This window comes from Kribbella sp. NPDC059898 (genome assembly GCF_042730855.1).
Classification (GTDB): domain Bacteria; phylum Actinomycetota; class Actinomycetes; order Propionibacteriales; family Kribbellaceae; genus Kribbella.
In genome coordinates, this window is the sequence record NZ_JBHWKR010000003.1 from 606601 (window position 1) to 628737 (window position 22137).

At 68.5% G+C, this 22137-nt stretch carries 24 protein-coding genes; 16 read left to right on the plus strand and 8 right to left on the minus strand.

From position 1 onward, the window contains the following. The first annotated feature begins 2 nt into the window (after window positions 1-2). The 7 genes from ACFV9C_RS13100 to ACFV9C_RS13130 all read left to right on the plus strand — a co-directional run bounded on the left by ACFV9C_RS13100 (window position 3) and on the right by ACFV9C_RS13130 (window position 7562). Window positions 3-878, plus strand: a complete 876-nt coding sequence (locus tag ACFV9C_RS13100; RefSeq protein WP_380193264.1) for a carbohydrate ABC transporter permease — start codon at window positions 3-5, stop codon at window positions 876-878. 28 nt (window positions 879-906) lie between these two features. Further along, window positions 907-2262, plus strand: coding sequence for an ABC transporter substrate-binding protein (locus ACFV9C_RS13105; RefSeq protein ID WP_380193266.1), 1356 nt, complete (start codon window positions 907-909; stop codon window positions 2260-2262). Window positions 2263-2269: 7 nt separating this feature from the next. Continuing rightward, complete coding sequence (locus tag ACFV9C_RS13110; protein WP_380193267.1) at window positions 2270-4576, plus strand: glycoside hydrolase N-terminal domain-containing protein; 2307 nt, start codon at window positions 2270-2272, stop codon at window positions 4574-4576. Window positions 4577-4652: 76 nt separating this feature from the next. Next, window positions 4653-5555 (plus strand): alpha/beta hydrolase, encoded by a 903-nt coding sequence (locus ACFV9C_RS13115; RefSeq protein WP_380193268.1) that lies wholly within the window; start codon window positions 4653-4655, stop codon window positions 5553-5555. Further along, window positions 5552-5980, plus strand: coding sequence for a nitroreductase family deazaflavin-dependent oxidoreductase (locus ACFV9C_RS13120; RefSeq protein WP_380193270.1), 429 nt, complete (start codon window positions 5552-5554; stop codon window positions 5978-5980). The genes ACFV9C_RS13115 and ACFV9C_RS13120 overlap by 4 nt, the downstream gene beginning before the upstream one ends. Then, on the plus strand, window positions 5977-6858 hold the full coding sequence (locus ACFV9C_RS13125; RefSeq protein WP_380193272.1) for an NmrA/HSCARG family protein: 882 nt from the start codon (window positions 5977-5979) through the stop codon (window positions 6856-6858). Before ACFV9C_RS13120 ends, ACFV9C_RS13125 begins: the two co-directional genes overlap by 4 nt. Next, window positions 6855-7562, plus strand: a complete 708-nt coding sequence (locus ACFV9C_RS13130) for an SDR family NAD(P)-dependent oxidoreductase (RefSeq protein WP_380193274.1) — start codon at window positions 6855-6857, stop codon at window positions 7560-7562. Before ACFV9C_RS13125 ends, ACFV9C_RS13130 begins: the two co-directional genes overlap by 4 nt. A gap of 32 nt (window positions 7563-7594) precedes the next feature. Here the strand turns inward: ACFV9C_RS13130 and ACFV9C_RS13135 are convergent, their stop codons facing one another. Both ACFV9C_RS13135 and ACFV9C_RS13140 read right to left on the minus strand, forming a co-directional pair. Further along, window positions 7595-8008, minus strand: a complete 414-nt coding sequence (locus ACFV9C_RS13135; protein WP_380193276.1) for an alpha/beta fold hydrolase — start codon at window positions 8006-8008, stop codon at window positions 7595-7597. Between the two features lie 306 nt (window positions 8009-8314). Further along, window positions 8315-9232, minus strand: a complete 918-nt coding sequence (locus tag ACFV9C_RS13140) for an NmrA/HSCARG family protein (RefSeq protein WP_380193278.1) — start codon at window positions 9230-9232, stop codon at window positions 8315-8317. A 98-nt stretch (window positions 9233-9330) separates the two neighbouring features. Between ACFV9C_RS13140 and ACFV9C_RS13145 the strand changes: the two genes are divergently transcribed. Beyond that, entirely contained in the window at window positions 9331-9882 is a 552-nt protein-coding gene (locus tag ACFV9C_RS13145) for a TetR/AcrR family transcriptional regulator (RefSeq protein ID WP_380193280.1), read from the plus strand. Window positions 9883-9946: 64 nt separating this feature from the next. On the opposite strand, the gene ACFV9C_RS13150 is transcribed toward ACFV9C_RS13145, so the two are convergent. From ACFV9C_RS13150 to ACFV9C_RS13175, 6 genes are all read right to left on the minus strand, one after another. Further along, window positions 9947-10180, minus strand: a complete 234-nt coding sequence (locus ACFV9C_RS13150; protein WP_380193281.1) for an SDR family oxidoreductase — start codon at window positions 10178-10180, stop codon at window positions 9947-9949. A 347-nt stretch (window positions 10181-10527) separates the two neighbouring features. Further along, window positions 10528-11022: a DUF3995 domain-containing protein gene (locus tag ACFV9C_RS13155; RefSeq protein ID WP_380193283.1), complete on the minus strand. Its 495-nt coding sequence runs from the start codon at window positions 11020-11022 to the stop codon at window positions 10528-10530. Then, window positions 11015-11458 carry a hypothetical protein gene (locus ACFV9C_RS13160; protein WP_380193285.1) on the minus strand — a complete coding sequence of 148 codons (444 nt, stop codon included), beginning with the start codon at window positions 11456-11458 and terminating at the stop codon, window positions 11015-11017. Before ACFV9C_RS13160 ends, ACFV9C_RS13155 begins: the two co-directional genes overlap by 8 nt. A gap of 254 nt (window positions 11459-11712) precedes the next feature. Next, on the minus strand, window positions 11713-12087 hold the full coding sequence (locus tag ACFV9C_RS13165) for a hypothetical protein (protein WP_380193286.1): 375 nt from the start codon (window positions 12085-12087) through the stop codon (window positions 11713-11715). Window positions 12088-12456: 369 nt separating this feature from the next. Next, window positions 12457-12954, minus strand: coding sequence for a DUF1269 domain-containing protein (locus tag ACFV9C_RS13170; protein ID WP_380193287.1), 498 nt, complete (start codon window positions 12952-12954; stop codon window positions 12457-12459). A 113-nt stretch (window positions 12955-13067) separates the two neighbouring features. Continuing rightward, window positions 13068-13679 (minus strand): MarC family protein, encoded by a 612-nt coding sequence (locus ACFV9C_RS13175; RefSeq protein ID WP_380193289.1) that lies wholly within the window; start codon window positions 13677-13679, stop codon window positions 13068-13070. A gap of 159 nt (window positions 13680-13838) precedes the next feature. On the opposite strand from ACFV9C_RS13175, the gene ACFV9C_RS13180 reads away from it, so the two are divergent. From ACFV9C_RS13180 to ACFV9C_RS13215, 8 genes are all read left to right on the plus strand, one after another. Beyond that, the gene (locus ACFV9C_RS13180; RefSeq protein ID WP_380193290.1) at window positions 13839-14303 is read left to right on the plus strand and encodes a CBS domain-containing protein; all 465 of its coding nucleotides are present in this window, start codon (window positions 13839-13841) and stop codon (window positions 14301-14303) included. A 60-nt stretch (window positions 14304-14363) separates the two neighbouring features. Further along, window positions 14364-15272 carry a LysR family transcriptional regulator gene (locus tag ACFV9C_RS13185; protein WP_380193292.1) on the plus strand — a complete coding sequence of 303 codons (909 nt, stop codon included), beginning with the start codon at window positions 14364-14366 and terminating at the stop codon, window positions 15270-15272. Between the two features lie 148 nt (window positions 15273-15420). Continuing rightward, window positions 15421-16836, plus strand: coding sequence for an OFA family MFS transporter (locus ACFV9C_RS13190; RefSeq protein ID WP_380193294.1), 1416 nt, complete (start codon window positions 15421-15423; stop codon window positions 16834-16836). Window positions 16837-16855: 19 nt separating this feature from the next. After that, on the plus strand, window positions 16856-16993 hold the full coding sequence (locus ACFV9C_RS13195) for a hypothetical protein (protein WP_380193296.1): 138 nt from the start codon (window positions 16856-16858) through the stop codon (window positions 16991-16993). Window positions 16994-17069: 76 nt separating this feature from the next. Beyond that, window positions 17070-17552 carry an NAD(P)H-dependent oxidoreductase subunit E gene (locus ACFV9C_RS13200; RefSeq protein ID WP_380193297.1) on the plus strand — a complete coding sequence of 161 codons (483 nt, stop codon included), beginning with the start codon at window positions 17070-17072 and terminating at the stop codon, window positions 17550-17552. After that, entirely contained in the window at window positions 17549-19096 is a 1548-nt protein-coding gene (locus tag ACFV9C_RS13205; protein WP_380193299.1) for a formate dehydrogenase beta subunit, read from the plus strand. The genes ACFV9C_RS13200 and ACFV9C_RS13205 overlap by 4 nt, the downstream gene beginning before the upstream one ends. Next, complete coding sequence (gene fdhF / locus ACFV9C_RS13210) at window positions 19093-21936, plus strand: formate dehydrogenase subunit alpha (RefSeq protein WP_380193301.1); 2844 nt, start codon at window positions 19093-19095, stop codon at window positions 21934-21936. The genes ACFV9C_RS13205 and fdhF overlap by 4 nt, the downstream gene beginning before the upstream one ends. Continuing rightward, on the plus strand, window positions 21933-22136 hold the full coding sequence (locus ACFV9C_RS13215) for a formate dehydrogenase subunit delta (protein ID WP_380193303.1): 204 nt from the start codon (window positions 21933-21935) through the stop codon (window positions 22134-22136). Before fdhF ends, ACFV9C_RS13215 begins: the two co-directional genes overlap by 4 nt. The last annotated feature ends 1 nt before the right edge of the window (window position 22137 follow it).

Consider the following 22137-nt stretch of genomic DNA (forward strand, 5'->3'; position numbering starts at 1 on the left):
CCGTGAAGCTCTCGCTCGGCCGGACCGCGGCCTGGATCTACCTGGTCCTCTTCCTGCTCATCACTCTCTTCCCCTTCTACTGGATCGTCCGGACAGCTCTGTCCAACAACTACGCGCTCCTCGACCACCCGTCGTCGCTGCTCCCGGTCGACGTCACCTTCGGCCCATTCGCGCGCGTCCTCGGGCTCGCCAGCCGCGAGCAGGCCGTGGCCGAGGGCGGCTCCGGCGCAACGATCCAGCTCGGCCTCTACCTGCGGAACTCGGTCATCTACGCCACATCGCTGACCGTGCTGGTGGTGTTCTGCTCGCTGCTCGCGGCGTACGCGTTCTCGAGGTTGCGGTGGCGGGGCAGGGATCTGGTCTTCGGTGTCTTCCTCAGCGCGCTGATGATCCCAGGCATCATGACCCTACTGCCGAACTTCGTGCTGATCCACGGCCTCGGCCTGACCAACACCTTCGCCGGACTCATCCTGCCCGGCGCGCTGTTCTCGGCGTTCAGCATCTTCTTCCTCCGCCAGTTCATGCTCGGGCTGCCGACCGAGATCGAGGACGCGGCACTGATCGATGGCCTCGGCCGGTTCCGGCTGCTGTTCCGGATCACGGTCCCGATGAGCCAGGGGCCGATCACGACACTCGCCTTGCTGACCTTCATCAACGCCTGGAACGACTACTTCTGGCCACTGATGATCGCCGGCAACTCCGACGTCCGGCCGCTGACCGTGGCCCTGGGCGTCTTCCAGCAGGCGTCGCCGCAGACCCAGCCGGACTTCGCGGGCCTGATGGCGGCCACCCTCGTCGCCGCGTTCCCGATGCTCGCACTCTTCACGCTCTTCGGCCGGCGCATCGTCGACTCGATCGGCTTCACCGGTCTCCGGTAGCCGGCTCACCCTTCCGAAAGGGGAAATGGTGAAAACCACACGCCTGACCAGGGCGGTCGCACTGACCGCCGCCGTACTGACCGCTGTGGCCGGATGCTCCAGCGGCGGCTCCAGCGACGCCGGCGGTACCACCACCGTGAACTGGTGGACCTGGTCGCCCGACCAGGCGATCGCCTACCAGCAGTGCATCCCGGCGTTCGAGAAGGCCAACCCGGATATCAAGGTGAAGATCACCAACTACAACGTCAGCGACTACTTCACCAAGCTGACGTCCGGCTTCGTGTCCGGCGACGCTCCCGATGCGTTCATGAACAGCGTGACGTTCCTTCAGTCGTACGCCGGGCAGGGCCAACTGCTCGCCCTCGATGACTACATCAAGAAGGAGAACCTCGACCTCGGGAAGTATGCGATCGGGACCGAGGGCTGGAAGTACAAGGACGGCAAGCAGTACGCGCTGCCGATGGACTGGGCCACCGGTGCCCTGTACTACAACAAGGATCTGCTCGCCAAGGCCGGCTACTCCGACAAGGACGTTGCCGCCCTCAACTGGACGTCCGCCGACGGCGGCACGTTCTGGAAGATGGTCAAGCACCTGACCGTCGACACTGCCGGCAAACGCGGCGACCAGCCCGGCTTCAACCCGGCCGCAGTCAAGACCTACGGGCTCGGCAACCTCGAGTCCACCGGTGACCCGTTCGGTCAGAATGCTTGGGGCTGGCTGCTGCCGAATGACGGCATCAACATTCCCGACAAGCAGCAGTGGGCGACCGTCTTCAACTACAACGACCCCAAGGTCGTGCAGTCGGTGAAACTCGTCCGGGCGCTCACGAACGACGGCTTCACACCGAAGCTCAACCAGTTCACCACCGGCAACAGCCAGCAGGTCGGGTCCGGCAAGATCGCGATGGTCGTCGGCGGCACCTGGGAGGCAGCGACGTACGCCGGGCTGAAAGGCACCAAGGTCGGTACGGCGCCACTCCCGGCTGGAGCCGACGGCAAGCGGGCGCTCATGACCAATGCCAACGGCAACAACCTGTGGGCCGGCTCGAAGCATCCGGACCAGACCTGGAAGTGGGTCTCGTACCAGGAGAGCGAGGAGTGCCAGACGACCGCGGCGACGTACAACGCCTCGCTGTTCCCGTCGATCGCGGCCTCGATGAAGGCACTCGCCGACCAGCAGACCGCCAAGGGCACCGACTTCACCGTGTTCAACAACTACCTGACCAGCGGTGAGCTCGTTCCCTGCCCGATCTACAACAACGGCGCGGCGCTGACCAACGCCATGACGCCGCAGTTCGAGGCGTACTTCACGAACAAGGCCGACGAGAGCATCTTCCCGAAGATGCAGGACCAGAGCCGCACCATGCTCGCGGAAGGCAAGTAGCCAACTCATGCTCAAGGCAACCCCCGGATCCGGGCCGCACCCAGTCATACCGGCCGGCGAGCTCTGGTACGACCGGCCCGCCGAGCGCTGGTTCGAGGCGCTCCCGATCGGCAACGGGCGCCTCGGCGGCATGGTGTACGGCGGGGTGCCGTTCGAGCGGATCGACCTGTCCGAGTCGACGGCGTGGTCCGGTGGACCGTCGGCCCACGACCTGAGCCCGACGGCGCGGGAGCAACTGCCGTACATCCGGAAGCTGCTCTTCGCGGGTGAGTACGCCCAAGCCCAGCAGTTGGCCGCCGAACACCTGCTGGGCACCCGGGCGTCCTTCGGGACAAACCTGCCGCTTCCACACCTGTCCATGACGATCGACCACTGGCCGGCGGCGAACTATCGGCGAGCGCTCGACCTCGACAAAGGCCTGGTCTCGGTCACCTACACCGCCGGCGGCATCCACTTCACGCGCGAGATCCTGGCCTCGAATCCGCACGGCGTCATCGCCGTACGGCTCACCGCGGACCGGCCGGGAGCGATCAGCTTCTCGGCCGGCATCAACGGATCTGTCTTCCCCGGCGGGCCTGGCGCCGGGATCGCCTTCAGCGGCCGGGCAGTCGAATCCCTCCACAGCGACGGAACGTCCGGCGCGCAGGTCGAGATCCGCGCACACGTCGAGGCCACCGGGGGTAGGACTACTCTCGCCGACGGCCGGTGCGACGTGGCCGGCGCCGACACCGCCGTACTGTTCATTGCCGTCGGCACCGACTGGGACGGGGCCGATCCGGTCCGCCGGGTGGACGAGCTGCTTGGCGCCGCGGTCGAGTCCGGGTACGACGAGATCCGCTCCGCACACGTCGCCGATCACTCGGGACTGATGGGACGGGTCTCGCTGGACCTCGGCGCCGGGCGCGACGACGTACCGACGGACCAACGCCGACAACGACTCGCTGCCGGAGAACAGGACGACAGCCTGTTGGCGCTGTACTTCCAGTACGGCCGCTACCTGACTGTCGCCGGCTCGCGCGCCGACTCACCGCTACCCCTGGCACTGCAAGGACTGTGGAACGACGGCCTGGCCAGCAGCGCCTCGTGGAGCAACGACTTCCACCTCGACATGAACACCCAACAGAACTACTGGGCCGCCGAACCCACCAACCTCGCCGAATGCCACACTCCCCTGCTCCGCTTCGTGCAACGACTCGCCTCCACCGGCAGGTCGACCGCAACCCAGATGTACGACGCTCCCGGCTGGGTCGCGCACACCGTGACCAACGCCTGGGGCTACTCGGCACCAGGCACCGCAATGGGCTGGGGCCTCAACGTCACCGGCGGCTTCTGGCTCGCGACCCACCTCTGGGAGCACTACGAATACTCCGGCGACCTGACCTTCCTAAGAGAACTCGCCTATCCGGTGCTCCGGGACGCAGCGCTCTTCCTGCTGGCATACCTCAGCGAGGACCCAGCAACCGGCCACCTCATCGCGGGCCCGTCTGAGTCCCCCGAGAACTGGTACGTCGCCCCGGACGGCGCGCGCTGCTCGGTTGCTATGGGCAACACCGTGGACCGGGTCTTCGCCGCCGCGATTCTCCGCGACTGCGCGACGGCCGCGGAACTCCTGAGCGTTGACGCGGCACTACGCCGCCGGATCACGTCGGCGCTGGCGCGGCTCACGCCGTACCAGATCGGCCGGCGGGGCCAACTGCAGGAATGGCTCCACGACTTCGACGACGCCGACCCGGCGCATCGCCACACCTCGCACCTGTGCGCGCTGTTCCCCGAACGCCAGATCAGACCTCGGGACACGCCGGAGCTCGCACGTGCCGCCGAGGTCACGATCGAACGCCGGCAGCACGCGGACGGCTGGGAGCAGACCGAGTGGGTCGAGGCGAACTTCGCGCTCTTCCACGCCCGTCTCCTGCAGGGCGACAAAGCGCTCGCCCACCTCACCAGCCTCATCACCGATGCGAGCGAAGCGAACCTGATGAGCTACTCCGTCGGCGGCGTCGCGGGGGCCGCGCAGAACATCTACTCGTTCGACGGCAACGCCGGCGGCACAGCAGCCGTCGCCGAGCTGCTGCTCCAGTCGAGCCCTACCGAACTCGAACTGCTGCCCGCTCTCCCCCGCCCATGGCGCAACGGCTCGGTCCGCGGCCTCCGGGCGCGTGGTGGCATCACCGTCGATCTGATCTGGGCCGACGGACGTCTGGTGAGCGCGACCCTTCATCCGGCACGCGCCGGCCGACACCGGATCCGGTACGGCGACGACACGCTCGACCTCACTGTGACGCGTCAGGAACCGATCACGATCAGCGCCTCGTGAATCACCGGGATCCGGTGATGCCTCCGTACCGGCCGACGGCAAGACTCGCGGTGGTGTGCGCGAAAGGAGTTTCAGGGTGACCACTGAACAGCGAGCGACACTTGACGCGATCCTGCGGCAGAACTCGTTCCCGCCCGACATCGGTCTGGAGGAGCAACGCGCGCAGCTTCGCGCGCTGCTGTCGGCGCAGCCGCTGGCGCCCGACATCACGGTGACGGCCGGCGAGCTGGGCGGCGTGCCGACGGTCGAGGTCACGGTCGAGGGCGTCGAGCCACGCCACACGGTGCTGTACTTCCACGGCGGCGTCTACGTGATGGGCGACGCCGCCCTGTCCGCTGATCTCGCCGCACAGATCGCGCGACGCACCGCGGCGAGAGCGCTCTCCGTCGACTACCGGCTCGGCCCTGAGCACCCGTACCCGGCAGCAGTCGACGACGCGCTCGCGGCGTACCGAGGACTGCTCGACAACGGCACCTCCCCCGCCGACATCGTGTTTGCGGGCGAGTCGGCCGGTGGCGGGCTGATCGTCGCCACACTCGTCAACGCCCGCGACCACGGCCTGCCGCTGCCCGCCGCGGCGTACGCGATGTCGCCGTACGCCGATCTGACGCTGGCCGGCGAGACGATGAAGACCAAGCGCGAGGCCGATCCGCTGATGAACCCGGACGCCCTGCTCGCCCGGATCCCGGACTACGTCGCGGACCACGACGCCGCGCTCGGCCTGATCAGCCCGATCTTCGCCGACTTGTCCGGTCTGCCGCCGCTGGTGATCCAGGCCGGATCGCACGAGGTGCTGCTGGACGACGCCATACGCCTGGCCCGGGAAGCGGCGGCCGCCAACGTCGAGGTGACGCTCGGCATCACCCCCGGCGTACCTCACGTCTTCCAGGCGTACCACGCGATCCTCGACGAAGGAGCGACCGCGCTCGACCGCGCCGGCCGGCTCCTCGCGACCTACCTCAACGGGAGTGCGACATGAGCGACTGGAACACCCAGACCATCACCGAGTTCCGGGCCAACGAAGGCAAGGTCGGCGGACCCTTCGAAGGCGCGCCAATGACTCTTCTCCATCACCGCGGCCGCAAGAGCGGGCACGAGTTCATCACCCCGGCGATGTACCTGGCCCATGAGACCGACCCGAACACCATCTACATGTTCGCGTCCAAGGGCGGCGCACCCACCAACCCGGACTGGTACTTCAACCTGACCGCGGCGGGCAAGGCCACCATCGAGCGCGGCACCGAGACCTACGACGTCACCGTCCACGAGATCACCGGCCCCGAACGGGACCGCATCTACGGGATCCACGCCGGCCGCTACCCGGGCTTCGCGGAGTACGAACGCCAGACCGCCGGGATCCGGGTCATCCCCGTCCTCGAACTGAAGCGGATCACAACGGCGTGACGTCCTCCGAAGCGCCGGACCGCCGACCGGTCGCAGTGGTCGGGGCGACCGGCCGGCAAGGCGGCGCCACCGTTCGTGCGCTCGTGAACGCGAACGCACCGGTGCGCGCATTGACCCGCCGCATCGACTCCGACGCAGCGAACGCCCTGCGCGAACTCGGCGCGGACGTCGTCGCCGCAGACCTCGACGACCCGAACAGCCTCCGGGCGGCGTTCACCGGCGTCGACGCGGTCTTCGCCATGACGACGCCTGGCTACGATGCGCAGATCGAGCGCGAGATCGCCCACGGGCACGCCATCGCCGATGCGGCGGCGGCAGCCGGCATACCGCACGTCGTCTACAACTCGGTCGGCGGCGCGGAACGGTGTACCGGGATCCCGCACTTCGAGAGCAAGCGTGACATCGAGCTCTACCTGATCAAGCAGGGCCTGTCTACGACGTTCGTACGGCCGGTGTTCTTCATGGACAACTTCGCGCAGTTCCTCACGCCCATGGTGCAGGACGGAACGCTGACCGTCCGGTTGCCGCTGCCGGACGGGATTCCGCTGCAGATGATCGCCGCCGAGGACATCGGTGCCGTCGCCGCAGCCGCCGTGCTGGACCCCGAACGGGTCGCCGGCGGATCGATCGAGATCGCCGGTGACGAGTTGACCGGGGAGCAACTGGCCGAGGCCTACCAGGAACGGTACGACGTACCTGCCCGCTACGAACCGCTACCGATCGACGTCTTCGGCGCGGACGCTGACCAGCAGGCAATGTTCACCTGGTTCGCCCACCCGCCCGCCTTCCAGGCCGACTTCGCGGGCACGAAGTCTCTCGCCCCACAGACCAAGACCTTCGCGCAATGGTTGGCGACCCAGCCGGACGAGCGTTCATGAAGGTTGCCGGGAGCATCGCCCTCGTCACCGGAGCAAACCGCGGCCTCGGCGCGCGGCTGGTACAGCAATTGCTGGCAGCGGGCGCGGCCAAGGTCTACGCCACGTCACGTGGCGGCGCTGACGTGGCAGATCCCCGCGTCGTCCCGCTGACACTGGACGTGACCGACGAGGCCAGTGTGCAAGCAGCCGTCGCGGCAGCTCCCGACGTGACCCTCCTCGTAAACAACGCCGGCGTGGTCCGCCCCGGCAGCGGGCTGACCGGAAACCTTGACGACTTCGAACACGAACTCGCCACCAACTACCTCGGGACGTTACGCGTCACCCGCGCCTTCGTCCCGGTCCTCGCGCAGCACGCACCCGCCGCGATCGTCAACGTACTCACGCTGCTCGCCCTCGCACCCGTCCGCTCGACAGCCGGCTACAGCGCGTCCAAGGCGGCCGCCCACTCGATGACCCAGTCACTGCGCGGACAGCTTCGCAGCCGCGGAATCACCGTCGTCGGCGTCTATCCCGGCAGCATCGACACCGACATGATCGCCGACGTCAACACGTACAAGGCATCTCCCGAGTTGGTCGCCGAGCGCATCGTCACAGCCCTGGCCGCCGGGGAAACGATGGTGTTCCCCGACGACGCATCCGCCGCGGCAGGAGCGATCTACCTCCAGGATCCGCTCAAGCTCGAACAGATGCTGACCGGCTACTGATCCGCTGCAAGCCATGGAGGTGGGTCCTTTGTTCAGGACTCGATGAAGGCGAGCAGGTCCTTGTTGATGGTGTCCGCGTGTGTCGTCGGCATGCCGTGGGGGAAGCCGGCGTACGTCTTCAGCGTGCCGTTCTTCAGGAGCTCGACTGCTCGCAGGCCCGAGCTCGCGTACGGGACGATCTGGTCGGCGTCGCCGTTCATGACCAAGACCGGAACGGTGATCCGCTTCAGGTCCTCGGTCCAGTCGTCCTCGATGAAGGCCGTGACGCAGTCGTACTGCGCGTTCGCGGCGCCCATCATGCCCTGCCGCCACCAGTTGTCGATGACAGCCTCCGACCGCGTCGTTCCCGGCTGGTCGAAGTTGTAGAAGGGACCTGCCGCGACGTTGCGGTAGAACTCCGACCGGTTCGTCGCGATCCCGGCGTGCAGGCCTTCGAAGCCGGACACGGGCGTACCGTAGGGGTTGGCCATGGCGAGGCCTCGCAACCCGCTATGACAAACACGCCCGCACCTACCGAGCCGCCATCGTCCTCAACGCCGTCACAGCGCAGAGGCTGATCCAGGCACCAGCGTGCGGGCGTTGCACCGGTAGTAGATCGTGTCCTCCCTGCCGAGCCGCTCCTTCCATCTTGCGGGTGCAGTCGCCACACGTGATCCGACCGCGACAGACGTACACCCGTTTGCTCGGCACCCGCCGCCACTTCAGTCCCAACCAACCAGCCTTGCCGCCGGCCGCCTACCACCGCTGACTGGTTACGGCTTCAGGTTGTCGTGGAGCCAGGCGTCGAAGGTTGTCAGTGGGATGCCGAGTTCTTGTGCGTACTGCGGCCGCGCCGGCTGGCCGACCGCGTTCAGCCACTCGTGTGAGGCGCCCATGGGCGGCATCCCAGCGGCCAGTGCCTCGGCTTCGGTCAGGTCGGGCGGAGCGAGCTCGACTCCGACAGTCTTCGACAGTGCGGCGGCGACTTCTGCCATCGAGAGGAAGTCTCCGGCCAACTCGAGTTCCACGCGGTTGAACCGTTCCGGATCGGCGATCGCCGCGGCAGCCGCAGCCCCGATGTCGTGGACCGCGACGAGCGATAGCCGGGTCGTAGGTTTCAGGACACTGACCAGTCCGCCCTCGATGCCCCGCGGGAACAGGAACGCCATCGACGGCAGGAAGTTCTCCATGAAGAACGCCGGCTTCAGTAACGTCCAGGTCGGGAATCCCGCCGTACGGACGTGATCCTGGATGGCAGCCTTCGCGCCGAGGGTCGGCTCCATCATCGCCCAGCGACCCTCGGCCCAGCCTGGCGCATCGACATGCTGACCGGCGCCCGACACCGACGTATGCACGAACTGCCGGACACCAGCAGCCACCGCACCGTCCACGAGATTGATGCCCTGGGCAACCTCGCCGGCGAAGTCGAACCCGTCCCCCTCGAAAGCCGGCATCTGCACCGAAAACACAGCCCGGGCACCGGTCGCGGCCTTCACCACCGAGTCGCGATCACGCAGATCGCCCCGCACCAGTTCGGCCCCCAGCGCCTGGACCGCCTTGGCACCCTCTGCCTCGGTGTCGCGGACCGGCGCCCGGACCGGGACACCTGCTGCCAGCAAGGCTCGGGCGGTCGCGCCGCCCTGCCTCCCAGTGGCACCGGTCACCAGGACCGGCGCGGACTCGTTCGACATCGTTCACTCCCCGGATCGGATGTAAATGGCGGGGCCCGCCACTTATGATCAGCTACGATATGGCGGACCCCGCCAGATAGCAACCCGGAGGTGACCGCATGGTCGAGCAACGTGCGGACGCGCGCCGCAACTACGCACGGGTCCTTTCCGTGGCCGAGCAAGAAGTCGCCACCCACGGCCCCAGCGCCTCCCTGGAACAGATCGCCCGGATCGCCGGCGTCGGCTCAGCCACCGTGCGCCGCCACTTCCCCACCCGCCGTGCGCTCCTGGAAGCAGTCTCTCGCCAGCGCATCGCCGCCCTGTGCGCACGAGCCGAGGAATTGTCCACAAGCGACGACAGCCGTGCCGCGCTCCTGGACTGGCTCAGCGACGTCGTCGACTACTGCGTCTCCGCCCGCGGCCTCGCCGAGGCACTCGCCTACGACGGCGACACCCACAACAACAGCTGCTCCAAGGCCCTCGAACACGCCGCCGGCCCGCTCCTACAGCGAGCGGTACACGAGCGCCTCGTCGCCGCCGACGTGACCGTCGAAGACCTCATCACACTCGCGGTCGGGCTGGCCCTGGCGACCGAGCACTACCCCACACCCGCCGTCCAGGCCAACAGACTCCTCCAACTCACCGTCAACGGACTCAGCCCACACATCTGACCACCGGTGCCGACCGCCCATCGGCCGGCCACCTGCAACCAGCAAGAAGTACTGTCTGCCGTTGTCAGAAGGTGGTGGTCATTCCTCCGTCGACGACGAGTGTCTGGCCGGTGACGAACGCGGCGGCGTCGCTGGCCAGGAAGAGGGCGGCTCCTGCCTTTTCGTGGGGCACCTCGACGACGTGGCGACCGCGATCGCGCCGCGGCCAACCACCTGATGGTCGTCGCATTCCGCAGCCGCGATGGCCTTGTCCAGCCTGCTCGCCGACCTGGTCCTCAAGAAACTCGGCCGCCGCCACGTGGTCAAGGTCGCCTCAGCCTTCGAATCCATGAGCGAACTCGACGGCGAAGACCGAGGCTACAGACGACCGGGCACGAGCTGACCGCGAACCTGGTCGGCGTGATACCGATCAGGATGCGGCCGGACGCGACACCGTTGACCTAGCAGTCCTCGGTCTTCAGGTCGTGGCGGGTCCATGTGGACGGCGTGTCCAGCGGGATCGTGTGCTCAGTGGTAGAAGCCGGCGTTGTCGGCGAGCCCGTACAGGCAGTTGCCGCCCGCCGCACCAGAGGGGCTGAAGTTCAGCGAGCGGATGCTCCCCACCCCGAAGCCACCGCACTCGCCGGTGTCGCATGGTCAGCGACGTCATGGACGGACCGCCGGCTTCAGGAGCCGGACGGCGGTGGTCGTCCAGCAGATGCCCCAGATCAGGAAGAAGGGCGACCAGAGGAACAGGTCCCAGCGCGCGAGTTCCGTCTCCAGGGCCGAGACCGGTCGAGCGCCGGTCAACACCGAGACATCGCCGACGAACCCGAACCCCACCATCCCGACGGCCCGCGCGATCATCACGATCCCCAAGGGCCAGGTGATCAGCAGTTGCAGTGGGCGTGGCGCCACGCTCCCCCACCTGCGCACCGTCGACAAGGCAACCACAACACCGACCACCGCGGCACAGGCGAGTATCCAATGACTCGCGACGAACACCGGATCGCGGGCCAGCAGCCGCTCGCGCAGCTCAGGCGGCAGCGGGTCTTTGTCCGCCAGCGCCGTCGCCCCCAGCGCCTGCGCCAGCTTCATCGATCCGTACGCCGCGCAGCACGCGGCCGCGCCGTACGCGCCGAACCGCAACCGATCAGCCATGGGTACGTCGAGTAGCGGCCACGTACGACCGGAGAGTCTCGAGGGACAGCGCAACGCAGACGATGCCCACGACGCCGTGGTACCAACGCCATCCGATCCCAAGTCCGATGAAACCGTCGAGGCTCATGATCGCGGCACCCGCCGCAACCGGCAGCACAACTGCGGCGAGCGCGATCAGTATCACCCAGCGCGGAAGTCTCCGGCCGAGCGACGTCACCGTCGCCAGCACGATCCCGGCAGCCACCAGGCCGCTCACGCAGGCGAGGGTCTGGGCGATCACCGGGTCCAACGGGTACCTGTCCGCGTCGGCGGCCGACACCGGTGGACCACCGGGAAACCCGAGCCGCCCCTCCCGCGCGCGAGCGGCCTTACCCACGGCATACCCGACGAACAGCACCGCCATCACAGTTGCGGGCCAACGACGCGATTCACTCATGTTCCCGACCGTAGTCAGCACCCGCCCGCGGTTCCTCCCCCGCGGGGGTGAGGCGCCTCCCCCAACGGAGCGGATCGGCCCACAGATCGAGCCCCGCAGCGGCGGTCATGTCGGTCGCGTTCGGTTGACCGCTCGTCCAGCGGCGCCAGTACGCAACCGTCAGGAGTGCGGGCATCGCAGCACCAACGGTGGGTAGGAGGCGTGGAGCTGTCGGCCCGCCTGCTCGGCCTACTGATTGCCTGAACCCGATCTGCTCATCCCTTCGGCAGTTCGGGTAGGTCGGCGTGCACGACCTTGTAGTCGCCCTTGGTCACCGGAGCGAACGGGGCCGGCGCCATGCAGGTGCCGACTCGTGCCTCATTCCACGCCCCGTCGGCGTTCTGGTCGAGATTCACCACGGTCCACGAGAGGCCGACCCGGTCGTGCTTGCCGTTGTCCTGGACGCTGAAGCCGAGCCGCTTGCCGACCCAGTCCTCAACCGGCGCCTCTGCTTTGGTGATCTTCGCGGTCAGTGTCGCCAGGCCCGGCGCCGTGACCAGGCAGTCGACCGTCCCCTCGGCGTGGACGGTCTTCTTCCAGGCGGCAACGTAGTGCGAGATCTTGACCGTGCCGCGCGCATCGGTCGGCAACCCCGTCGGCGCGCCCTCGATCGGACGGGTGAACGGCGCCGCGGTGGCATCGAACTCGAAGTGCCGGACATCGTCGTCGGGGAAGAGAACGGCAGCATGAAGTCGGCCGCACCGGTCACTCGGGCTGCCCTCGGCCGGGCCGGCCCGGCCTCGGCGGTAACAGCAACACCGGAAAGAACGGTCCCGGCGGCAACGGTCAGTACGATGAGCTTGCTGGTCATGTTCATGCAGCGATCCTCCGCAATCGACCGCCCGCGCACCTCCCCCGCGAGGCGGGACCGCCTCCCCCGAACGAGGGACCGCCCGACCTCCCTGACCCACAGTTGCTCACCGCAACTATCCGCCGCACCCCCAGTAGTGGCGTACTTCTCAGCTCTCGGGGAGGTTCTTGAGCTCGCGTTCGAACTTCTTGGCGTCGGCCTTCTCGAGCTTCTTGACCTGGTGGTCGACCGCTTTGAGGGCCTCGGTGAACTCCCGGTCGAACTCGGTGGTACTGATCACGACCAGGTCGGACTCACCGGCGTCGAGGATGTCACCGAGGTCTTTGAGATCACCCCGCGACAGGCCGCGCCGGAAGTGTTCGACCAGACCGGCGACCGCGGCGCCGACGGCTCCGGTGATCAGCACCCCGGCAGGTACCAGGATGCCCACCAGCGCGCCGACTGCCGCCCCGTCCCACGCGGCGTTCCGCACCGACTCGTCGTGCCGGCGGACGCGGACCTTACCGTCCTCGTCCTTGGCGACGACCGCGGCGTCGTACGTCCGCAGTACACCTCCCGAGTAGAGGTCTCGAACCACCGCCAGGTCCGCCTTCGCGGCCTGCTCGTCGACGTACGTTCCGATGTAGACGTAAATCGGCTCCGACATGGATCCTCCTCAGGACGACGCGGCCAGCCCGCGCCGCCGACACTAGTGACGCAGGCGCTTCGGGTCATTGGCGTGCGGACCACACTGCATTGGCGTCTCCAACAACTCCCGGATCACCGCGTGGCCAGCACGCCGTGCGTCACCAATTCCACCCCGATCGCCAGAGTGAGGAATCCGATCACCCGCGTGAGAGCTCCCACACCTGTCGGACCGAGCCGATCGACGAGCGGGGTGCCGTACCTCAGCAGCAGCGCCACGGCGGCGGCAAGTACGGCGGTCGCGGCGACGACACCGGCACGGCCGCCGGCGCCGGGGTGCCGCGCCACCAGCGCGATCACCACACCGATCGCCCCCGGACCGGCCACCAGCGGCAGCGCCATCGGCGAGAACGACACGTCCTTCTTCGTTGCGCTCTGACTCTTCTCGTCCGCGGTCAGCGACGCCCGCGAGTTCAGCATGCCCAGTCCGGACTGCCCGACCACCAGACCGCCCGCGATCTGCAAGGCCGGCAGCCCGATTCCCAGGCCTGCCAGGACGACGGTCCCCAGCACCGCGAAGACGGTCAGGATGACGAAGGCGTAGAGGCCGGTCATCACGGCTTGCCGGCGCACGGCAGTGTGGCTGAAGCCGTCCGTCAGTCCGGCGAACGTCGCCAGTGCGCCGACCGGATTCGTGATCGGCAGCAGCGCCGCCAACGCTGCGATCGCAACGTGCACAGGCTCCATCCTCCGGACAGTAACAACGATGGCGCCGCCGGAGCGCGAACTGTCGCGGGTGACAACCGGTTCTGTGCAGTCGGCCAGAGGTCTCGTGCAGTCGATGCCGGGCGTTGCCGGAACGGCGGGATCGCGTCACGATGGCCGCGCGCCGAAGGGAGGACTGCGATGGGGCTCGAGATCGTTCCGGACCCGCGGCTGGACGGCCGCACGGTCGCCGATGCGATGGTCCGCCGTCCGAAGCTGCTCGGCGCAGCGACTACGGTCGCGGAGGCGCACGACTTCTTCGCCGACGACCACGTGCACTGCGCGCTCATCGTTGCCGGCCGCAAGCTCCTCGCCGTCGTCGAACGCTCCGATCTGAGGATGTCCCTACCGAGCCAGGCTCCTGCGGTCGCGCTGGGTTCCCTGGATGCCAGGGTCGTCCGTCCTGACGCCGACCTGCGCACCAGCTGGGACGCGATGACCGCGAGCCGCCGGCGCCGTCTCGCCGTGATCGATGACAACGGCAACTGCGTCGGGCTGCTCTGCCTGAAACGCAGCGGCACAGGCTTCTGCTCGGACGCCGATGTGGAGGCCAGGGCGGCAGAGTTCGCGGACCGGGTCTCCTGCTGCGCCGACTTGGCCGATTGACGATGTCTATCATTCACGATCAAGCCGATCTCTGGTATTTATGGCGGCATGCTGCGGCAGTTGGAGTATCTGCGAGCGCTCGCGCGCGAGGGCCACTTCGGCCGCGCGGCCGAGGCGTGCCACGTCTCGCAGCCCGCACTGTCGGCCGGCATCCGCAAGCTCGAGGCCGAGCTCGGCGTGCAGATCGTCCAGCGCGGACAGCGGTTCGAGGGATTCACCCCGGAGGGCGAGGAGGTGCTCCGTTGGGGGCAGCGCATGCTGGCCGAACGCGATGCTCTCGACCACACCCTCTCGAGCATGCTGTCCGGCCTGTCCGGAGTCCTGCGGATCGGCGCGATCCCGACCGCGCTCAGCGTGTCGTCGCTGCTGACCGCACCGCTGCGCATCCAGCACCCGTCGGTGCGGTTCGCGCTGGAGTCGATGTCGTCACGGGAGATCGTGACGAGACTCAACGACTTCGACATCGATGTCGGCATGACGTACGTCGACGGCGAGCCGCTGGGCCGCGTCCGGGTGCTGCCGTTGTACCGGGAGCGCTATCTCTTCCTGACGCCGGGCGACGGCGCCTTCGCCGGACGCGACGCGGTCACCTGGAACGAGGCCGCCGCGGCCGACCTGTGTCTGCTGACGCCGTCGATGCAGAATCGCCGGATTCTCGACGGGTACTTCGCGGAGGCCGGAGCAGAGGCTGCGCCCGTCGTGGAGACAGACACCATCTCGGCCGTCTACGCGCACGTCGCGGCGATGGGGTTGTCGAGCGTCGTACCGCACACCTGGCTGCACGGCTTCGGCGTACCCCCGGGAGCACGGGCACTCTCGCTCCCGCCGCCGAAGCGGTCGTTCCATGTCGGGCTCGTTCTGCCCGCGGCGGGACCCGAATCGTTGCTCGCCCGCACGCTTGTCGACACGGCCGGCGAGGCGGAGCTGAGCAGCCGCCTGGACGACGCAGTACGACGTCACCAGCAGTAGGCGAACCGCCTCGGCATCGTGCGCGGCCGGTAATCCACCCTCGCACTCACCCCTGGAGGGGAGGGCTGTCGCCGGGGCCGTCTGGTGTGCTCCAGATGCGGTGACGCGCTCCCACAGTTCCGTCACACCTCACCCAAGGAGGTGCGCTTTGGCCGCACTCTCGTTCCTGGATCGCCGGCACACCGTTGCTCCGCCCGGCTACAGCCGCTGGCTGATACCGCCTGCGGCGCTCGCGATCCACCTGTGCATCGGTCAGGTCTACGCGACCAGCGTCTACAAGCCCTCCCTGGTTTCGTACTTCAAGGCCGACCTCACCGCGATCGGTGTCATCTTCTCGATCGCGATCGTGATGCTTGGCCTCTCCGCGGCAGCGTTCGGGACCTGGGTAGACCGGGTCGGCCCGCGGAAGGCGATGTTCGCGGCAGCCTGTTGCTGGGGCACCGGGTTCCTGGTCGCATCCCTCGGAATCGCCACCAAGCAACTCTGGCTCGTCTATCTCGGGTACGGCGTGATCGGCGGGATCGGCCTCGGCATCGGGTACATCTCGCCGGTGTCGACGCTGATGAAGTGGTTCCCGGACCGGCCCGGCCTGGCGACCGGTATGGCGATCATGGGCTTCGGTGGCGGGGCGCTGGTGGCCTCACCGCTGTCCCGCGAACTGCTGTCGGCGTTCCACGCGCCGAACGCGGCCGGAGCGTTTCCGGGATCCGCCGTGGCGAAGCTGTTCCTCACCCTGGGGATCACGTACTTCGTGGTGATGATGTTCGGCGTCTTCACGGTCCGCGTCCCCGCCGACGGCTGGGCGCCGGCCGGCTTCGACGCCACCAAGCTCAAGGCGAAGCCGCTGCAGACGACCGCCCAGGTCTCGGCCAACAACGCGATCCGTACGCCGCAGTTCTGGATGCTGTGGGTCGTGCTGCTGTGCAACGTCACCGCCGGTATCGGAATCCTGGAGAACGCCGCGCCGATGATCCGGGACTTCTTCCGCTCCGGTACGTCGACGTCCGTCACGCTGGTGGAGGCCGCGGGCTTCGTCGGACTGCTGTCGATCTTCAACATGGCGGGCCGCTTCGTCTGGTCGTCCACGTCGGACTACCTCGGGCGCAAGCGGATCTACATGCTGTACCTCGGCGTCGGCATGGTGCTGTACGCACTGCTGGCGTTCACGGGATCCAGCGCCACCGCGTTGTTCGTCCTGTTGTGCGCGCTGATCATCTCCTTCTACGGCGGCGGCTTCGCGACCGCACCGGCGTACCTGCGGGACCTGTTCGGCACGTATCAGGTCGGTGCGATTCACGGCCGGTTGCTGACCGCCTGGTCGACGGCGGGCGTGCTCGGCCCGCTGATCGTCAACCGCATCCTGGACACCCGCGGCGAGCCGGGCAAGCTCGTCGCCGCCGACTACCGACCCGCCCTGCTGACGATGGTCGGGGTCCTGGCCGTGGGCTTCGTGTCGAACCTGCTCATCCGGCCGGTAAGCCTGCGCTGGCACGAGAAGACCGAACACCACTTCCTCGACGAGCCCGCGGCATCACCGGCGCCCGCGCCGGCACCGTCCAACTGACCAAAAGGAGGCACGACAGATGACCGACACCGAAGTGGAGAAGGCGGCCGGCACGCAAACGCCCCGCATCATCGTGTCCTGGGCGCTGGTGGGTATCCCGCTCGCGTACGGCATCTACGAAGCCGTCAAGGCCAGCACCCAACTGTTCACCGGCTGACACCGCCCCGATCCCGGGTGCCCGCGCTCGTCGAAGGGCACCGGGGCCGCGGCGACCAGTCTCAGAGGAGGCTCAGATGACTTCGACGATCCCGACTGCTGCCGAGCTGACGGAGCTGGTCCGGTCCGTCGTACGGCAGCATCGCGGTGAGCGCGGCCCGCTGCTCGAGATCCTGCACGCTGTCCAGGAGCAGCTCGGGTACGTCGACCCCGCGGTCGTCCCGCTGCTCGCGGCCGAGCTGAACCTGTCCCGCGCCGACGTACACGGCGTGGTGACGTTCTACCGCGACTTCAGGTCCGCACCGCCGGGCCGCACGACGATCCGGTTGTGCCGCGCGGAGGCCTGTGCGTCGCTCGGCGCCGAACAACTGGTGCGGGCGGCAGAGCAGGCGCTGGGGATCGGTGTCGGCGCGACCACGGCCGACGGCGCGACCACGCTGGACGAGGTGTTCTGCCTCGGCAACTGCGCACTCGGTCCGTCGGCCCAGATCAACGGCCGGGTGCGCGGGCGGGTCGACGTACAGCAGGTGCTGGCGGCCGCGCGCGGCGGTGGCCGATGACCACCGTGTACGTCCCGCGGGACTCCGCCGCGACCTCGGTCGGAGCCGACGACGTCGCGCACGCCATCGAGGTCGCCGCGGCGGCGATCGGGAGGGCCGTCCGGATCGTGCGCACCGGTACGCGCGGGATGCTCTGGCTCGAGCCCCTCGTCGAGGTCGCGACCGGCCGCGGCCGGATCGGCTACGGCCCGGTGCGGCCAGGCGACGTACCCGGCCTCGTCGCCGCGGGCATGCTGGACGGAGCGCCGTACGACGGTTGCCTCGGCCGCGTCGAGGATCTGCCCTGGATGCGCGACCAGCAACGGCTCTGCCTGGCCAGGGTGGGAATCGTCGACCCCGTCTCCGCCGACGACTACGTCCGCACCGGAGGACTGACCGGTCTCCGTCGGGCGCTCGCCCTGCCACCTGTGGAAGTGGTTGCCGAGGTCATCGAATCGGGTCTGCGCGGCCGCGGTGGCGCGGGCTTCCCCGCGGGCATCAAGTGGAAGACCGTCGCCGAGGCGGACGCCGAGCGGAAGTTCGTCTGCTGCAACGCGGACGAGGGCGACAGCGGGACCTTCGCGGACCGGATCGTGCTGGAGGGCGACCCCTTCAGCCTCCTCGAGGGAATGACGATCGCGGGCTACGCGGTCGGAGCGCACGAGGGCTACATCTACCTGCGCTCGGAGTACCCGGACGCCGCGGCGACCCTGCGGGAAGCCATCCGGGCCGCCCGCGCGCAGGGATGGCTGGGCGCGGACGTGCTCGGTTCGGGGTTCGCGTTCGAGATCAACCTGCGGGTCGGCGCCGGCGCCTACATCTGCGGCGAGGAGACCTCGATGCTCGAGAGCCTGGAGGGGAAGCGCGGCATGGTCCGCGCGAAGCCACCGATCCCGGCGCTCTCCGGTCTGTTCGGCAGACCGACGGCGGTGAACAACGTCCTCACGCTGGTGAGCGTCCCTGCGGTCCTCGCCGACGGAGGACAGGCGTACGCCGCGCTCGGCGTCGACCGCTCCCGTGGGACGCAGGTGTTCCAGCTCGCCGGCAATGTCGCCCGGGGCGGCGTGTTCGAGACGGCCTTCGGCATCTCACTGGCCGAGCTCGTCAATTCCTACGGCGGCGGCACTCGTACCGGCCGCCCGGTCCGGGCAGTGCAGGTCGGCGGCCCGCTCGGGACGTACATCCCCGCCGGCAGGCTCGACATCCCGACCGACTACGAGGCGTTCGCCGCGGCCGGTGCGATGCTCGGGCACGGCGGCATCGTGGTGTTCGACGACACCGTGGACATGGCGGCGATGGCACGTTTCGCGATGGAGTTCTGCGCCGAGGAGTCCTGCGGCAAGTGCACGCCCTGCCGGGTCGGCGCAGTCCGCGGTGTCGAGGTCATCGACCGGATCGTCGCCGGTGACGACCCGGACGGCAACCTGGCGGTGCTCAACGATCTGTGCGAGCTGATGACCGACGGCTCGCTCTGTGCGATGGGTGGCCTGACACCGAATCCGGTGCAGAGCGCCCTGCTGCACTTCCCCGAGGACTTCACTTCTCGACGCGAGGAGGCAGGATGACGCTGACCAAGGACCACGACCTGGGTACGCCGCCACCGCGGCCCGGCGGACAACCGGTGATGCTGGAGATCGACGGGATCCCGGTGATGCTGGAGATCGACGGGATCCCGGTGACCGTTGCCGAGGGCACCTCGCTGATCAGGGCCGCGGCACTCGCCGGCATCGACATCCCCAAGCTGTGCGCGACCGACAGCCTCGACGCCTTCGGCTCGTGCCGGCTGTGCCTGGTCGAGGTGGACGGCCGTCGCGGTACGCCGGCCTCCTGCACGACGCCGGTCGACCAGGGCATGCGGGTCCGCACGCAGTCGCCGAAGCTCGAGAAGCTCCGCCAGGGCGTGATGGAGCTGTACATCTCCGACCACCCGCTGGACTGCCTGACCTGTCCGGCCAACGGCGACTGCGAGCTCCAGGACATGGCAGGCGTCGTAGGGCTCCGGCAGGTCCGGTACGGCTCCGGCGGCGAGAACCACCTGGAGCTCGAGAAGGACACCAGCAATCCGTACTTCGACTTCGAGCCGTCCAAGTGCATCGCATGCTCGCGCTGCGTCCGCGCCTGCGGCGAGATCCAGGGCACGTTCGCGCTCACCATCGAGGGCCGCGGCTTCGGCTCGAAGGTGTCCGCCGGTGCGGGCGAGTCGTTCATCGACTCCGAGTGCGTCTCCTGCGGTGCCTGCGTCGAGGCATGCCCTACCTCCACGTTGCAAGAGAAGGCCGTCGTCGAGCTCGGTATGCCGACCCGCACGGTGAAGACCACCTGTGCGTACTGCGGCGTCGGGTGCTCGTTCAACGCCGAGCTGCGCGGTGACGAGCTGGTCCGCATGGTCCCGGACAAGAACGGCGGCGCCAACGAAGGGCACGCGTGCGTCAAGGGCCGGTTCGCCTTCGGCTACGCCACCCACCCGGACCGTGTGCTGTCACCGATGATCCGGGAGCGGATCACCGACGACTGGCGCGAGGTCGACTGGGACACCGCGATCGGTCACGTCGCGGAACGGATGCGCGCCGTCCAGGACCGGTACGGCGTCGGCGCCATCGGCGGCATCACCTCCTCGCGCACGACCAACGAGGAGGTCTACGTCGTCCAGAAGATGGTGCGCGCCGCCTTCGGCAACAACAACGTCGACACGTGCGCGCGGGTCTGCCACTCCCCGACCGGCTACGGCCTCAAGCAGACCTTCGGCGAATCGGCCGGCACCCAGGACTTCCGTTCGGTGGCCGCGGCGGACGTGATCCTGGTGATCGGCGCGAACCCCACCGACGGGCACCCGGTATTCGCCTCCCGGATGAAACGGCGGCTCCGCGAGGGCGCGCAGCTCGTCGTGATCGACCCGCGTCGCATCGATCTGGTGCGGTCACCGCACATCGAGGCGAAGTACCACCTGCCGCTGGCGCCAGGGACCAACGTCGCGATGGTGAACGCCCTGGCGCACGTGGTCGTCACCGAAGGGCTGGTGGACCGCGAGTTCGTGGACGCGCGGTGCGAGGACTTCGACGCCTGGGCGGAGTTCATCGCCCGGCCGGAGAACAGCCCGGAGTCGGCCGCGACGACCACCGGCGTACCCGCCGACGACATCCGCGCGGCCGCCAGGCTGTACGCCGGCGCGCGGAACGCGGCGATCTACTACGGCCTCGGCGTCACCGAGCACAGCCAGGGTTCCACGATGGTGATGGGCATGGCGAACCTCGCGATGGCGACCGGCAACATCGGCCGCGACGGCGTCGGGGTCAACCCGCTGCGGGGCCAGAACAACGTCCAGGGGTCCTGCGACATGGGGTCGTTCCCGCACGAGCTGCCCGGGTACCGGCACGTGTCCGACGACGCCGTACGACAGGTCTTCGAAGACCTGTGGCAGCGCCCGATCGACGCGCGGCCCGGACTGCGGATCCCGAACATGTTCGACTCCGCGCTGGACGGTTCGTTCCGCGGGCTGTACGTCCAGGGCGAGGACATCGCCCAGTCCGACCCGAACACCAGCCACGTGTACGCGTCGCTGAAGGCGCTGGACCTGCTCGTCGTCCAGGACCTGTTCCTCAACGAGACCGCGCAACTCGCCCACGTCTTCCTGCCCGGTACGTCGTTCCTGGAGAAGGACGGCACCTTCACCAACGCCGAACGGCGGATCAACCGGGTGCGGCCGGTGATGGCGCCACGCACCGGGAAGCACGAGTGGGAGATCCCGTGCGAGATCGCCCGGGCGATGGGGTACCCGATGGAGTACGACGACCCGAGCCAGATCATGGACGAGATCGCGGCGCTCACCCCGACCTTCACCGGTGTCTCGTTCGCGAAGCTCGACCGGCTCGGCAGTGTGCAGTGGCCGTGCAACGCCGACGCCCCCGAAGGTACGCCGATCATGCACGTCGACGAGTTCGTCCGCGGCAAGGGCCGCTTCGTCGTCACCACGTTCGTGCCGACCACCGAGCGGGCCACCCGCAGGTACCCGCTGATCCTCACCACCGGCCGGATCCTCAGCCAGTACAACGTCGGAGCCCAGACCCGGCGGACACCGAACGTCGTCTGGCACGCCGAGGACGTCCTGGAGATCCACTCCAGTGACGCCGAACTGCGCGGGATCAGCGACGGCGACGAGGTGACGATCAGCAGCCGGACCGGTGAGACCGTTCTGCGGGCAGTCATCTCGGACCGGATGCCGGCCGGGGTCGTCTACACCACCTTCCACTACCCGCTCACCGGCGCGAACGTGGTCACCACCGACAACTCCGACTGGGCGACCAACTGCCCGGAGTACAAGGTGACCGCGGTCCAGGTCACCGTCGGCTCGCACCCGGCCGGCGAGGCACTCGCCTCAAGCGCGGCCGGTCGAAGGGGTGACGGGTGAGTACGCCGCCGGCGCTGCGGCTGGCCGGTGACATCGCCGCCCAGTTCCAGCATCTCCCGGCCGACGAAGCCGCCGAACGCGTCGCCCACCACATCACGCTGTTCTGGGATCCCCGGATGCTCGCCCAGCTACGGGCGCTGGCGGGCGCCGGCTGCGATCCGATCGTCGCCCGCGCCGTCACCCTCCTCGGCGCGTCCTGAC